The organism is Agrobacterium sp. GD03872, assembly GCF_029840625.1.
Taxonomy (GTDB): Bacteria; Pseudomonadota; Alphaproteobacteria; order Rhizobiales; family Rhizobiaceae; genus Agrobacterium; species Agrobacterium fabrum_A.
This window is the reverse complement of record NZ_JAOCCY010000018.1, coordinates 29573-43933: the sequence shown is the minus strand read 5'-3', so window position 1 is coordinate 43933 and position 14361 is coordinate 29573. Positions and strand designations below refer to the sequence as shown.

At 60.6% G+C, this 14361-nt stretch carries 14 protein-coding genes; 10 read left to right on the top strand and 4 right to left on the bottom strand.

Features of this window, described 5'->3' with window-relative positions:
* Positions 1–85 precede the first annotated feature (85 nt).
* Entirely contained in the window at positions 86–634 is a 549-nt protein-coding gene (locus N5D22_RS23610; RefSeq protein WP_279658338.1) for a sigma-70 family RNA polymerase sigma factor, read from the top strand.
* A complete protein-coding gene (locus N5D22_RS23605) occupies positions 631–1275 on the top strand; it encodes an NrsF family protein (protein ID WP_279658337.1) in 645 nt (214 codons plus the stop codon). Before N5D22_RS23610 ends, N5D22_RS23605 begins: the two co-directional genes overlap by 4 nt.
* A gap of 84 nt (positions 1276–1359) precedes the next feature.
* Here N5D22_RS23605 and N5D22_RS23600 read toward each other — a convergent pair whose 3' ends face one another.
* Positions 1360–2442 carry an esterase-like activity of phytase family protein gene (locus N5D22_RS23600; RefSeq protein WP_279658336.1) on the bottom strand — a complete coding sequence of 361 codons (1083 nt, stop codon included), beginning with the start codon at positions 2440–2442 and terminating at the stop codon, positions 1360–1362.
* A gap of 277 nt (positions 2443–2719) precedes the next feature.
* On the opposite strand from N5D22_RS23600, the gene N5D22_RS23595 reads away from it, so the two are divergent.
* The 3 genes from N5D22_RS23595 to leuA all read left to right on the top strand — a co-directional run bounded on the left by N5D22_RS23595 (position 2720) and on the right by leuA (position 6247).
* Entirely contained in the window at positions 2720–3898 is a 1179-nt protein-coding gene (locus tag N5D22_RS23595; protein ID WP_279658335.1) for a benzoate/H(+) symporter BenE family transporter, read from the top strand.
* A 79-nt stretch (positions 3899–3977) separates the two neighbouring features.
* Positions 3978–4220: a CopG family antitoxin gene (locus N5D22_RS23590; protein ID WP_170985846.1), complete on the top strand. Its 243-nt coding sequence runs from the start codon at positions 3978–3980 to the stop codon at positions 4218–4220.
* Between the two features lie 317 nt (positions 4221–4537).
* Positions 4538–6247: a 2-isopropylmalate synthase gene (leuA, locus tag N5D22_RS23585; RefSeq protein ID WP_279658334.1), complete on the top strand. Its 1710-nt coding sequence runs from the start codon at positions 4538–4540 to the stop codon at positions 6245–6247.
* A gap of 213 nt (positions 6248–6460) precedes the next feature.
* Here the strand turns inward: leuA and N5D22_RS23580 are convergent, their stop codons facing one another.
* Positions 6461–7411, bottom strand: coding sequence for a metallophosphoesterase (locus N5D22_RS23580; RefSeq protein ID WP_279658333.1), 951 nt, complete (start codon positions 7409–7411; stop codon positions 6461–6463).
* Between the two features lie 66 nt (positions 7412–7477).
* Here N5D22_RS23580 and N5D22_RS23575 point away from each other — a divergent pair, with 66 nt between their 5' ends.
* On the top strand, positions 7478–7969 hold the full coding sequence (locus N5D22_RS23575) for an NUDIX domain-containing protein (protein WP_279658332.1): 492 nt from the start codon (positions 7478–7480) through the stop codon (positions 7967–7969).
* Positions 7970–7982: 13 nt separating this feature from the next.
* On the opposite strand, the gene N5D22_RS23570 is transcribed toward N5D22_RS23575, so the two are convergent.
* On the bottom strand, positions 7983–8975 hold the full coding sequence (locus N5D22_RS23570; protein ID WP_279658331.1) for a glutathione S-transferase family protein: 993 nt from the start codon (positions 8973–8975) through the stop codon (positions 7983–7985).
* 296 nt (positions 8976–9271) lie between these two features.
* Here N5D22_RS23570 and N5D22_RS23565 point away from each other — a divergent pair, with 296 nt between their 5' ends.
* Positions 9272–9841 carry an N-acetyltransferase gene (locus tag N5D22_RS23565; protein WP_279658330.1) on the top strand — a complete coding sequence of 190 codons (570 nt, stop codon included), beginning with the start codon at positions 9272–9274 and terminating at the stop codon, positions 9839–9841.
* Between the two features lie 284 nt (positions 9842–10125).
* Positions 10126–11439 carry an MFS transporter gene (locus tag N5D22_RS23560; RefSeq protein WP_279658329.1) on the top strand — a complete coding sequence of 438 codons (1314 nt, stop codon included), beginning with the start codon at positions 10126–10128 and terminating at the stop codon, positions 11437–11439.
* A 59-nt stretch (positions 11440–11498) separates the two neighbouring features.
* Here N5D22_RS23560 and N5D22_RS23555 read toward each other — a convergent pair whose 3' ends face one another.
* Entirely contained in the window at positions 11499–12464 is a 966-nt protein-coding gene (locus tag N5D22_RS23555) for an MBL fold metallo-hydrolase (RefSeq protein ID WP_279658328.1), read from the bottom strand.
* Positions 12465–12551: 87 nt separating this feature from the next.
* Between N5D22_RS23555 and N5D22_RS23550 the strand changes: the two genes are divergently transcribed.
* On the top strand, positions 12552–13505 hold the full coding sequence (locus N5D22_RS23550; protein ID WP_279658327.1) for a LysR family transcriptional regulator: 954 nt from the start codon (positions 12552–12554) through the stop codon (positions 13503–13505).
* Between the two features lie 152 nt (positions 13506–13657).
* The gene (locus tag N5D22_RS23545; protein ID WP_279658326.1) at positions 13658–14350 is read left to right on the top strand and encodes an alpha/beta hydrolase; all 693 of its coding nucleotides are present in this window, start codon (positions 13658–13660) and stop codon (positions 14348–14350) included.
* The last annotated feature ends 11 nt before the right edge of the window (positions 14351–14361 follow it).

Genomic DNA, 14361 nt, shown 5'->3' with positions numbered 1-14361 from the left:
GCTTGTGACGACAAGTTCGGGCGAGATTTTTTTAAAGCCACTATGTAACAATATCCTGCCGATTGCGAATAACCCGATAGTGACGATGACAGGCAGCCCTTCGGAAGAGACACTGAAAATGTTGATGCTGCGTTCCCTCGATGGGGACGACGGCGCCTACAGGCATTTGCTTCATGCCCTGAGGCGGCTGCTTGTCGCCTATTACGGCAGGCGCATGGCCGTCGCCTCCAGAGGCGATGTGGAAGATCTTGTGCAGGAAACCCTGTTGTCGCTGCATGCGAAGCGGGAGACCTATGATCGTGCGCGACCGTTCACGGCATGGTTCTTTTCCATAGCGCGCTACAAGCTCATCGATCACTATCGAGGCCGGGGCGCTCGCGCGCAGGCGGAAGTGGAACTCGATGAAACACTGGAGGCGGAACCCTCCGTCGATGCGGTCACGGCCCGCATGGATGTGGAGCGGCTGCTCGACGACTTGCCCGAGCGGCAACGCGATCTCATTCGCAGGGTGAAGCTGGAAGGCCAGTCGATTGCCGAAGCGGCACAAAAATCCGGCCAGACCGAACTTGCGGCGAGGGTTGGTATTCACAGAACGCTGAAAGTCCTGGCGGCGAAGTTGCGGGGGGACACATGAGGAAAACGGAAGACATCATCGAACAACTGGCGGGTGATCTGAAACCTGTGCCCGCTTTCGCGCTGAAGCGCAGGCTCGCATTCGCGGCCCTGCTTGCGCTCGGCGTTTCACTTCTCCTGATGGTCGTCATTCTGGGGCTTCGCGGCGATATGGATGAAGCCATGACCGAACCGGGTTTCTGGGTTAAATCCGCGTATAACGCCCTGCTGGCGCTGACGGCATTTCTGGCCGTCATGCGTCTTGCGCGGCCGGAAGGCGAGAGGGGCGCCCTGTTCGTGTGGATCGCCGCGATTTTTGTCGCCATGGCGGCGATAGCGCTTGTCCAGCTTGGATTTGCCGTGCCCGGCACCTATCGCGCCCTCATTCTCGGATCATCGGCGCTGCATTGCCCGTTTTTGATTTTTGCTTTCGCGACGCCGCTGTTGCTGGCGAATTTCTCGGTTCTCAAGCGCTCGGCTCCCGCCGATCCGACGCTAGCGGGTTTTGTCGCCGGTATAGCGGCCGGTGCGGCAGGGGCCTGGGTCTATTCGTGGTTCTGCACGGAAAACGGCATGGCTTTCGTGCTGATCTGGTATTCGCTGGGCATTCTTGCGACCGGAGCGATTGGGGCTTTCGCCGGTTCACGTCTGCTCCGCTGGTGAAGGTGGGCCCTGTGCCGGTGGTGTTCTGGCCATGATGCCGGCCCGAACCTGTTTGTTCTAGCCGGCTCTTGTGCCTCAGGGATATTACTGCCCCAGATTGGCGGGAATTGCGAATGCGGCAAACTGGGTGAACTGCTTGCCGGTGTTGAAATTGTCATCGGAGGCGATGACGAAGAGCTGCTTGCCATCCACCACCGGACCGAAGGCGAAGCTCTCGATATTGTCGATATCGAGGCCGAAATCGCCTTCGTTGATTTCAAACCAGGCCGATTTGGATACGGCGGCCACGGATGCCGGATCGATCTTGTCCTTGCCGAGAATATTGTCGGCGCGGGACATGTCAGCGATGAAGAAGCGGATATGATTGCCGACACCAGAGGCGAAATTGCGCTCGACGGCGACGAAACGGCCATCCGGCAGGGCCGCGATGGCGGAAAGGCCGTTGTCGTTATATTTCGGCTCGGCGGCTGTCGGCGTCTTCGAGATCGCCTCGGTGACATAGACATGTTCGGCGACCGGCTTCAGCGTCGCCGTGTCGATGACGAGGATACGGGCCGGGCTGCCCGCCTGCGGCGTCGCCTTGGGGCCGTCCTGGGTGAGCGCATTTTCGGTGGCGGCGATCAGCCGGCCGGGCATCAGCGTCAGGCCTTCGAAAGCGAGGTTGTTCTGAACGCCTTTGGTCTTGGCGTCATCGACCAAATAGGCGTCGGGCAGCTCCAGCCGCTTCACATTGCCGCCGTCGAGGTCCGATACGTAAAGCGCCGGCTGGTTCTTGAGATCGCGTTCGGAAGACCAATAGAGTTTGCCGCCCTTGCGGTCGAGCGCGATGCCCTCCGCATCGATGCCCTTCGGCGCGAAGGCAGCGCCGGTCTCGTCCTTCAATTCGTGCATGGCGGCGATGTTGAGCGTGGCGGCGCCTTCCGTCACGGCCAGTTCCAGCTCGTAATAACGGGCCGAGCCTTTTTCCACGCGGTCATCGGAAATTGCGAGATAACGGCCGGTTTCGCTGTCGAAGGCGAGATCGGAAATGCCGCCGAAGGTGACGCCATCGATGGAGAGGCCCGATGGAACGACGATCTGGCCGAGAAAGGCGGGCGGCGGCGGGGTCTGGGCAGCGGCCGGAAGAGCTGCAAAACAGCAGGCGACGATGGTGACGATGCGGAGCATGGCAAGGGTCCCTCTTGTGGCGGATGACCGGTTGTGATGCAGGGAGGATTAGCGCCGTGCCGCTAAACTTTGATGACGTTTTCCATGCTGCCGTACCTGAAGTCTGGCGGCTCATCTTGCCAAGCGGCGTCTTTTTTGATCCTGAATATAACCACGCTTCATCCAAAGCGTGTCGCCATCCCCGGATTCGCGCGTCACGCTTCAGTTTTGTTTCTGCCTGTCGCCAATGCGGACCGCTGCGGTTGTTTGCGACAGACAGCAGGCCGCAGAGTGCTTCATGCTGAAAGATTTTTCCGTCCAGAGCCTGTTCATGGGCTGCCTCACCGCCTTTGTCGGTTTCGCCAGCTCCTTCGCCGTCGTGCTGCAGGGCCTGAAAGCTGTCGGTGCGACGGATTTCGAGGCGGCGTCGGGGCTGATGGCGCTTTCGGTGGCGATGGGGCTTTGCGCCATTATTCTCTCCGCCGCCACCCGACTACCCATCAGCATCGCATGGTCGACACCGGGTGCGGCACTGCTTGCGACCACCGGCGTCATTGAGGGCGGCTTTCCGGCGGCCGTCGGCGGTTTCATCATCTGCGCCGTGCTCATCATCGTCGCAGGCCTGTTCAAGCCGCTTGGGCGGGCGGTGGCCTCCATTCCCGCGCCGCTCGCCAACGCCATGCTGTCAGGCGTCATCATTGGCCTGTGTTTCGCGCCCATCAAGGCGATCGGCTTCAACCCGGCGCTCGGATTGCCCATCATCCTCGCCTGGATCGTGGTGGGAGCCTTCAAACGGCTGTTCGCCGTGCCCGCCGCCCTTGCCGCCTTCGTGCTGGTGATGATTTTCGGCGTCGAAATTCCGGCGGGTGCACTTGATAGCGTGGCGCAATCGCTGACGCCGCCAATGGAGTGGGTAACGCCCGTCTTCAGTCTCCACGCGGTTGTTTCCATCGCGCTGCCGCTCTTCATCGTCACCATGGCCTCGCAGAATATTCCCGGTATCGCGGTGCTGAAGGTCAATCACTATGATCCGCAGCCCGGACCGCTTTTTGCCTCGACCGGCTTTTTTTCGCTGCTTTCCGCACCCTTTGGCGGCCACGCCGTCAATCTTGCCGCCATCACGGCGGCCATGTGCGCGGGCGAAGACGCCCATCCTGATCCAAAGCGGCGTTACTGGGCGGCGATCATCGGCGGTGTCGGCTATATTATTTTCGGCCTGCTGGCGGGCGTGGTCACCGCCTTCGTGGCGCTGGCGCCGCCCATCCTCATTCAGGCGGTGGCGGGGCTGGCATTGGTTGGGGCCTTTTCCGGTTCCGCTGTCGCAGCGTTCAGGGAGCCGGAAACCCGCGAGGCGGCGGCCATCACTTTCCTCATCACGGCTTCCGGCCTTTCTTTCGGCGGCGTTTCCGGGGCCTTCTGGGGCCTGATCGGCGGCGGGCTGATGATGGCGTTGCAGCGGATGGTGAAGCGTGGTTAGGTAGGGAGCTTATTGTTTCGAAGAAATATTATTTATGGATTCATTTCCGTCGCGCGTTCCGGGGATTGGGAGCAGCGTTATGAAGACGATCAGCGCTGAAGAATTTGACAGGAAATTCGACGATGGTGAAGACATCGACGATTATCTCGACTGGTCCAAGGCGAGCCGTCCTGGACTGGAAATGGTGCATGTCGATATTGATCTGCCTGAAAAGCTTTTGCGGAAAGTGGATGCGGAAGCGGTGCGCCTTGGCAGGACACGACAATCCCTGATGGCCGAATGGATTGCCGAAAGGCTGGAGAGCGGCAGGCAGGGAAAATAACCTTCCGCAGCACAAGATCACTTGTCAGACCGCCAGCCGCTGTTTATACACATCGCTATGAGCAACAGCATCGCAACCATTTCCGGCATGAGCGCGCAGATTTCTGCGAAGGCCTCGCCGTGCGGTGCACTCTCGCTTCTTAGCCTCGACCTTACACGCGGTTGCCGGGTCCAGTGAGGAGCGCCCGGCGGCCGAAAGCCCGCTGGTGCGAACGCTCCTCATCTCGAAATCTCATTTTATACTGGATTTAGGCCCTCAAGGGCCGCGCATCCGCCGATGGCGAAAGACGCCCGCGGACTGCGCAAGGAGGAAGCGAAATGGACGGCAAGATCACCAATATTTCCAAGGGCATGTCAGACGCGAGCGTGAAGTATCGCCCTTACCCGACCATCAATATTCCTGACCGCACATGGCCGGGCAAGACTATCGACAAGGCGCCGATCTGGTGTTCGGTGGACCTGCGCGACGGCAACCAGTCGCTGGTCAACCCCATGGGCCACGACCGCAAGGCCCGCATGTTCAAGCTGCTCTTGGAGATGGGCTTCAAGGAAATCGAGATCGGTTTTCCTTCCGCCTCGCAGACGGACTTCGATTTCGCCCGCTGGTGCGTGGAAGAGGGCAATGTGCCTGACGATGTTTCCCTGCAAGTGCTGGTGCAGTGCCGTCCGGAACTGATTACCCGCACGTTCGAGGCGCTGGAAGGCGCCAACAAGCCGATCATCCACTTCTACAATTCCACCTCGGAATTGCAGCGCCGCGTGGTGTTCGGCAAGGATGTGCACGGCATCAAGCAGATCGCCGTCGATGCGGCCAAGATGATCACCGATATGGCGGCGAAGGCCGGCGGCGGCTACCGCTTCGAATATTCGCCGGAGAGCTTTACCGGCACAGAGCTGGAAGTGGCGCTGGAAATCTGCAACGCCGTGGTCGAGGTTGTGAAGCCGACGGCCGACAACAAGCTGATCCTGAACCTGCCCTCGACGGTGGAAATGGCGACGCCGAACATCTATGCCGACCAGATCGAATGGATGTGCCGCAACATCGACAATCGTGAAAACGTCATCATCTCGCTGCATCCGCATAATGACCGCGGCACCGGCATCGCCGCGACCGAACTGGGCCTGATGGCCGGTGCGGACCGCGTTGAAGGCACGCTGTTCGGCAATGGCGAGCGCACCGGCAATGTCGACGTCGTGACGCTGGCGCTGAACATGTATACGCAGGGTGTGGATCCCGAGCTGGATTGCCGCGATATCGAGCGCATCAAGGCGGTCTACGAATATTCCAACGAGATGACGATCCCCGAGCGCCATCCTTATGTCGGCGAGCTGGTCTACACCGCCTTTTCCGGCTCGCACCAGGATGCGATCAACAAGGGCATGAAGGCGATCAAGGTCGCCAATCATCCCGTCTGGGAAGTGCCCTATCTGCCGATCGATCCGAAGGATGTCGGCCGCTCCTACGAGGCGATCATCCGCATCAACTCGCAATCCGGCAAGGGCGGTATCGCCTATATTCTGCAGCAGGATTACGGCATCAACCTGCCGCGCAACCTGCAGGTGGAATTCCGCGAGGATATCCAGCGCATCACCGATGAAGAGGGTGTGGAGCTGCCGGCCAAGCGCATCTACGAGCGCTTTATCGAGCGTTATGTGACGCAGCCGAATGCGCGCATCAAGTTCGTCGATCACCACACCTATCCGGCCGGCGATTTCAAGGGCGTGCGCATCGTGGCTGCCGAAATTACCGATAATGGCGAGGTGAAGCGTATCGAGGGCAAGGGCACCGGCCCGATCGACGGGTTCATCAATGCGCTGTCGGTCTATCTCGGCATCGATCTGTCGGTGAATGATTATTCCGAGCATTCGCTGCAGCATGGGTCGAATGCTTCGGCCATCGCTTATGTCGAGATGGAGCATCCGGGCGGCAAGCTGTTCGGGGCAGGCGTCAATACGAATATCGTGGCGGCGTCGCTGGAGGCGATTGTTTCGGCGGCCAATCGGGTGCTGGAAGAGCGGGCGAAGTAAGCTTGTCTTCAGGGTGGGGCAGGGCACCCCCCTCTGTCCTGCCGGATATCTCCCCCTCAAGGGGGGAGATCAGCAGGAAGCACCACCACCGCTTCATTCTCAAACATTGAGATGGCCGAGGGCAAGCCTCGGGTCGATCTCCCCCCTTGAGGGGGAGATGCCCGGCAGGGCAGAGGGGGGTAAGCCACAGGCTCGAACCTTAATCTTGCGAACCTATTCTCCCAGCCGCGAAAACCCCAGCGGCCGCCCATTCTCATAAAACACCCGCACATCCTCCAGCGCCACACCCGTCCCCGTCTCATTGAGGCTGTGGCGCTCGCAGGCGACATTCCAGGTGCCGGGGCCACCGGAAATGTGGAAGAGATTATAGGCCGCGCGCGGTTTTTCACCGCCCGGTCCCTGGCTGGCGGAGGAAATGCCCACGACCGGGATGTGGTCTTCCCCGTGGTGGGTGTTCAGCCAGTAGACCGTATTCAAATGGGTATGACCGTGCAGCACGAGTTCCGCGCCACCGACGCCGAGAGCGGCGGCAAAGCGACGAACGCCGAACATGCGTTTATGGGCGGCAGTGGCACCCCGGATCGGCGGATGATGGATCATCACAACGCGGAAGAGGCCCTGTTCACCGGCTTTTTTCAGAAGCTCCGCCGTGGCGCGCGCCTGCCGGTTGCCGAAATAGCCGGTTGCCGAAAAGGGCGGCGTCGCAATCGAGGTGGAGCAGCCGATCAGTGCGACGGGACCGCGCACGCGCATATAGGGGAAAATCTTGCGGTCATCGTCCCATTCCGGCGGGTCGCCGTCGCCACGCACATAAGGGTACCAGGCCTGCATGGCCTTGTCGTGCGCGCCGGAAACATAGGCGTCGTGATTGCCGGGAACGACGGAGGTCTTTTCAGGATCGCCCACTTCCTCCAGCCAGTCGGCGGCGGCGCGAATTTCGATGCCGGTCGCAAGATTGACGAGATCACCGGTAATAGCCAGATGATCCGGTGACTTCGTCTCCAGATCGTCGAGCAGCTTTTCCAAGGTGTCGGTGAAGAGATGCTTGCGGCGGTTGCGGTGCCAGTTGACGAAACCGGTGATACGCTTGGATGCAAGTTCCCGGAAAGTGAGTTTTGGCAGTGGCCCCAAATGGACGTCTGAAATATGGGCAAGTTTGAACATGGCGGCAGAGATAACCTATGATATGCCGCGCGTCCAATAAAAGCCGGCAGGCGGGGAGAAACCAGGGTGAATGACGAGACAACCGGGCGGCAGGCCCGTCCGTTCCATATGCGTGTCTTCATCCGTTTCCTGCATTTCGTTTTCCTGTTCACGCGGGGCGCAACCCTTGGCGTGCGGGCGGCGTGTTTTGATGAAAAGGGCAGGATTTTTCTGGTGCGGCACACTTACCTGCCCGGCTGGTATCTGCCGGGCGGCGGTGTGGAGCGTGGTGAAACCCTGCTGATGGCGCTGCACAAGGAAATCCGCGAGGAAGGCAATCTCGAAGCTGCCTCAAAGCCGGAGCTTTTCCACGTCTACCTCAATCTGGAGGGCAGCAATCGCGACCATGTGGCGCTTTACCGGCTGGAGGTCACCCAGACCCGGCCGAAAAAGCCGGATCATGAAATTGCCGAAAGCGGCTTTTTCGACCTGTCGGAACTGCCCGAAGGGGTGACGGCCGCAACCCGCCGCCGCCTTGCCGAACTTGCCGGCGAAGCGGCGCTCGCCGATCACTGGTAGCGGCGGCTTTCCGTCAGGAAAGCGCCTCGCGGCCATGGGCCATGGTCAGGTCCAGCTCGGGGCCGATGGGCACGATGCCGGTCGGGTTGATGGTGCGGTGGCTGCGGTAATAATGTTCCTTGATGTGGCGCATATCCACCGTGTCAGGCACGCCGGGCGTTTGGTAAAGATCGCGCAGATAACCCGTCAGGTGCGGATAGTCGTGGATGCGGCGGATATTGCATTTGAAATGGCCGACATAGACGGGGTCGAACCGCACCATCGTGGTGAACAGGCGCCAGTCCGCTTCCGTCTGTTCTGAACCGAACAGGAAGCGTTTGTCCTTCAGGCGGTCTTCCAGCATATCAAGCGTTTCGAACACCTTCACGGCATTCTGCTGATAGGCGTCCTGCGTGGTGGCGAAACCGGCCTTGTAGACGCCGTTATTGATGGTGTCATAGATCACGTCGTTCAGCGCATCGATCTCGGCGCGCAGCGTTTCGGGATAATAATCCTCTTCCGATCCGGTGAGATCGTTGAAGGCGGAGTTGAACATGCGAATGATTTCCGCCGATTCATTGGAGACGATGGTGCCGCGTTTCTTATCCCAGAGAACCGGCACGGTGACGCGCCCGGAATATTTGGGGTCTGCTTTGGTATAGACCTGCCAGAGCGTGGACGAGCCGAAGAGGTGGTCCTCGGTCGCGCCCGGCGTGCGTTCGCCCTCAGGCTTGAATTCCCAGCCGTTTTCCAGCATCAGCGGATCGACGACGGAGACGGAGATCAGGTCCTCCAGCTTTTTCAGCCTGCGGAAGATCAGGGTGCGGTGCGCCCAGGGGCAGGCGAAGGAGACATAGAGGTGATAACGATCCCTCTCAGCCTCAAAGCCGCCTTCTCCGGAAGGGCCGGGTGCGCCATCAGCCGTTATCCAGTTGCGGAATTGCGAGGCGCTGCGCCTGAAGTGCCCCTTGGTTTCCTTGGTGTCATACCAGACGTCTTTCCATACGCCTTCCACCAGCATGCCCATGACGATCTCCTTGATTGTTTCCTTGGCGGCGATCCTACCCGTTTTGCGCCACGCGGCGAACCCGCAAGGCATTGAACAATGCGTTTCCGGCCCCGAACAGGGTGAATGGGGAAGCGTCGAGATTTGTTCTGGACGGGTGGTGATTTTCCTGATAATTGCGATTTTCACAAATCTGAGGAAATTTTTGACTATGATCGAACCACGGATGCTCCGACGACGCTGACGCTCCTGAACGCCCTTACCGGCGCAGCCGTCATCTATTGTCGCATCCGCATTCTGGAAGTTTCGGTCTCTTCATGTCCAAGCACGATCTTGTCTACCTCACCGAGGACGCGTCGCACGACGCCATCATCGACGTCATCAACGAAGAAGCATTCGGCCCGGGCCGGCATACCCGTGCCGCAGCGCGCATTCGTGAGCAGGGGCCGCATGACCGGTCGCTGTCCTTCGTCTGCGCCGATGATGGCGAGACCATCGCTTCGGTGCGCATGACGCCGGTGCTGGCCGGCGGGGTGAAGGGCCATATGCTTGGCCCGCTTGCGGTGCGGCCTTCGCACAAGAATATGGGCATCGGCCGGGAACTTGTCCGGATCGCCATTGCGGCTGCAAGGCGCAAGGGCTCCGAGGCCGTGATCCTGATCGGCGATCCGCCCTATTACATGCCGCTCGGTTTTGAAAAGGTCGCTTATGCGGCGCTCGATTTTCCCGGCCCGGTCGACCCGAACCGGGTGCTCGTCGTGCCGATTGGTGACGACGTGCACCAGCGGCTGAAGGGTAAGATCGGCTGGCGCAAATGTGAGGCTGCTATGCCGGCCGCTTCGGCGGAAGATGAGGGTTTTGAGGAGCCGCTCAGGGTTTACGGCTGAGGGGTTTCCTACAAGGCAGCTTTGCCTTTTCTCGCCAGCGCTACTGTGTTCCCTCATTCCTGTGCTTGTCACAGGAATCCAGCCGGCGCGCGTCTGCGCGACGCGAGGACTCTTTTCAGCCCAAGGACTCGGGCTGGCTGGATCCCTGTGGCAAGCACAGGGATTCGCCTATCGTTGCGCCGAGCATTTCGTCCCAACCGAGCGCATCATTCCACAGAATTCAATTCCGTTTCCTCCACCCATGCGATAGCTAGTGAAAGTCGATTTCTGCAAAGGGGCGGGGCATGACGGCTATCACCATGAACGATGCGCTGGAGCGCGCAGGCGCAGGCGCCTATCAGCGGCGGCTGATGGGCATATTCGGCCTCGTCTGGGCGGCGGATGCCATGCAGGTTCTGGCCGTTGGCTTCACCGCCGCGTCGATTGCCGCGACCTTCGGGCTGACGGTGCCGCAGGCTTTGCAGACCGGCACGGCGTTCTTTTTCGGTATGCTGCTTGGTGCTGCCGGTTTCGGGCGGCTGGCGGATCGTTATGGACGTCGCCGTGTACTGATCGTCACCGTGGCCTGCGATGCCCTGTTCGGCGTGCTTTCGGTGTTTTCGCCCGATTTCACCATTCTGCTCATCCTGCGTTTCCTCACCGGCGCCGCCGTCGGCGGCACGCTGCCGGTGGATTATGCGATGATGGCCGAGTTTCTGCCCGCCAAAAATCGCGGGCGCTGGCTGGTCTTTCTGGAAGGCTTCTGGGCTGTCGGAACGCTGATCGTGGCGCTGGCGGCCTGGGGGGCGAGCCTTGCCGGTGTGGCCGATGCCTGGCGTTATATTTTCGCCGTGACGGCCTTTCCGGCTGTCCTCGGCCTTGGCCTGCGCTTTCTGGTGCCGGAATCGCCGCTTTACCTCTTGCGCAGCGGGCGGTCGGAGGAAGCCAAGGCCGTCGTCAACCGCATGCTGGTGACGAATGGCCGCGCGCCGCTCGATGCCGGGACCGGGCTTTTCCAGCCTGATGTGGCCAAGGGGCAGGGGATATTTTCACCGGCGCTCCGGCAGCGCAGCATCATGATCCTCGCCATCTGGTTTCTCGTCTCCGTTTCCTATTACGGCGTCTTCACCTGGATGCCGGCGAAACTGGCCGGGGATGGTTTCGGTTTCGTGCGCGGTTACGGGTTTCTGGTGCTGGTGGCGCTGGCGCAAATCCCCGGTTATGCGCTTGCCGCCCATGGCGTCGAAAAATGGGGCCGCAAGCCGACGCTGATCGGTTTCTGCCTGCTCTCCGCGCTCGGATGCCTGCTCTTCACGCTCGCCTCGGCGGGTGCGATGATCGCCGCCTCGCTTCTCATCATGAGCTTTGCGCTGCTCGGCACCTGGGGTGCGCTTTATGCTTACACGCCGGAACTTTATCCGACGGAATCGCGGGCGACCGGCATGGGCGCGGCGGGCGCCATGGCGCGGCTCGGCGGCCTCTTGGCGCCGTCCCTGCTCGGTTATGCCATTGCGCAGGGTTTTGGTGTCGCGATCGGCATTTTCGCCGGTCTGCTGGTGCTGGCCGCCATTGCCGCAACCATGATCAATGCGGAAACGCGGCAGGTGGCGCTGACCTGACCCGCGGCTCCCCTGCAATGGCCTGAGCCGTTCAGGATCAGGCCATGCCGTTTGGCAGCTTACAGCGCCGTGTAATTGACCGGCAGCCAATCATAGTTGGTGCTGTCGGTGCGCACATGGCCGATACCGGGGAAGGCGATATGCGCGCCTGCCACCAGATATTTGCCTTCCACCGCCTGTTTGAACGCCAGATCGCGTGCGACGACGGCGGCCTTCTGGTCGACATCGAACTCCACGGCGACATTGGGCTCATCGAACTGGAGGATATCGCCATGGGTGATGTCGCCCCAGAAGACGATCTTCTGGCCGTCGTTTTCGAGAGTGACGGCGCTGTGGCCGGGCGTGTGACCTGCGTAAAGGATCGAGCCGAGACCGGGCACCGGCGCGGCATTGTCGCCGAAGGTCTCGAACTTGCCGGCATCCACATAGGGCTGGATGCTTTCTTTCGCTTCGGCATAACCTTTCTTCAGCGCTTCAGGAGCCGCCTTGGCCTTTGCCTCGTCAAGCCAGAAGGCGGCTTCACGCGCATTGACCCTCAGCGTCGCATTGGTGAAGACGCGCTTGCCACCTGCCGACAGCCCGCCGGAATGGTCCGTATGGATATGGGTGAGGATAATGTCATCTATATCCGCGGTTTTGTATCCGGAGGCCTCGATATTGGCGACGAGCCTGCCGAGGCTCGGGCCGAGATAGGCGCCGGTGCCGGCATCGATCAGCACCAGCCTGTCTCCGGTGTTGACGAGAAACGCATTGACCGATGTGGGCGTCTCTTCCGGCAGGAAGGCATCCCGCAGCACCTTGCCCGCATGTTCCGGCGTGGTGTTGGTGTAGATCTTGGCGAGCGGCAGCGCGACGACGCCGTCCGAAAGCGCGGTGACCTCCACCTTGCCGATCATCAGCCGGTAAAAGCCGGGGGCCTGCGTGGCGGCAAGCGGCGCCTTGGCGAATGCGAGTGAGGGAGCAACGAAGGGGGCGGCGATGATGGCGCTGGCGGCGCCTTTGAGAAGTGAGCGACGTGACGGCATTGATGGCTCCTGGGTTGAGGCAACGTCTTGAAACTTTCCAAACTCCAGCTAAGTGTAGGAAAGCCAGCAATCAAATCGATGTGACTTATGCAGACTATCGATCATTTCAATCTTCGTTCTTTCGATCTCAATCTTCTCATCGCCTTCGATGCGATGATGGAGGAAATGAGCGTCACGCGCGCCGCGCGCCGGCTGAAAATCCAGCAGCCGGCCATGAGCCATAATATCTCGACCCTGCGCACCCTGTTTCGGGATGAGCTTTTCATCCGTGTGGGGCAGGAGATGAAACCGACGGCGCGGGCGCTCAATCTGGCGGGACCGGTGCGGCAGGCGCTCAGGCAGGCGCAGGCGGCGGTGCTGACGGCGGATGTGTTCGATCCGGCGACGGAACGCCGCACGTTCCGGCTGGCCATGTCGAGCGAGGTGGAGCTTTTGCTGTTGCCGGATCTGACGGCTCTGCTGCGTGAGATCGCGCCCGGCATCCGCCTTCTGGTCCGCGGCGGGCAGGAGCAGGAAGTCACGGCGATGCTGGATACGGGCGTCGTCGATATGGCCGTGGGGTGCACCTATTCGCAGGAGCAGCGCCATCATTGCGAGCCGCTTTATTCCTCCAGCGTTCTTTGCTGTTTCAACCCGGCCTTGCTTGATCTGCCCAATCCTGTGGGATTGGACGCCTATATGGAAGCCAAGCACGCGGTCATATCGCAGACGGATAGCCTGCATGGCTGCTTCAAGGATGCGCTGGAACTGAGCGGTATCGAGATCGACGTCGTTACCGCCGCGCCGGATTTCCTTTCGGTTCTGTCAACCGCGCGATCCTCGGCGGTGCTCGCGACCGTGTCTTCGCGCATCGCGCTGCGTTATGCGCCGATGCTGGGGCTTGAGGTGAGCCCGGTGCCGGTGACCTTGAGTTTCCCGCCTGTCGCCATGGTCTGGACCTTGCAGACGGATGCCGATCTTGGCGCCATGTGGCTTCGCCAGCAAATCCGCGAGGTCATGGGCCGAACCGTTGATTGCAGCATATCGGGTATCGCGGCCTAGATGGAATTTCAGGTTGCGAACCCATAATGCGGAAATGCCGTGTTGGGTCAAAAGCTGCCTCAGATGAGCGGTCTGGCAAGAATGTGCGTGTCTTGAACGGCAACATATTGTATCGTTCCCGCAGCCTTTAACGCCTTTCCTGGGAGGGAAACATGCCTGACAAGCCAAGCATCGTACTGGTACATGGTTTTTGGGGCGGCGCAGCCCATTGGGCGAAGGTCATCAATGAGTTAAGCAAGAATGGCTATGGGGCCAAGAATATCCACGCGGTCGAGAACCCCCTGACGTCTCTCGCGGACGATGTGGCGCGCACCAGCAAGATGGTTGCTCAGATTGAAGGTCCCGTCGTTCTGGTCGGGCACTCATATGGCGGCAAGGTGATTACGCAAGCGGGCGACATGCCCAATGTGAAGGCGCTCGTTTACATCGCCGCCTTCGCACCGGACGCCGGTGAGAGCGCGGGCGGGATTTCGCAAGCCAGGCCGCCGGCGGCCTTTGCGAATATCGCGCCGGACAGCGATGGCTTTTTGTGGATCAAGCCCGAGAAGTTCCGGGAGAGCTTCTGTCAGGATTTGTCGGAAGAGGAAGCGCTGGTCATGGCCGTGACCCAAAAGGCTCCGGTCGGGAGCACTTTTGGCGACAATGTTACGGCGCCCGCCTGGCGGAAGAAGCCGAGCTATTATCAGGTCTCGACCAGCGACCGGATGATTAACCCGGAAAACGAACAGATGATGGCCGATCGAATGAAGCCGGTGAAGAAGATCGAACTCGAAGCCAGCCACGCGTCGTTGGCTTCGCACCCGGTTGATGTCACTGCGCTCATCCTTGAGGCGGCGCACGCTTAACCAGCCGCCCA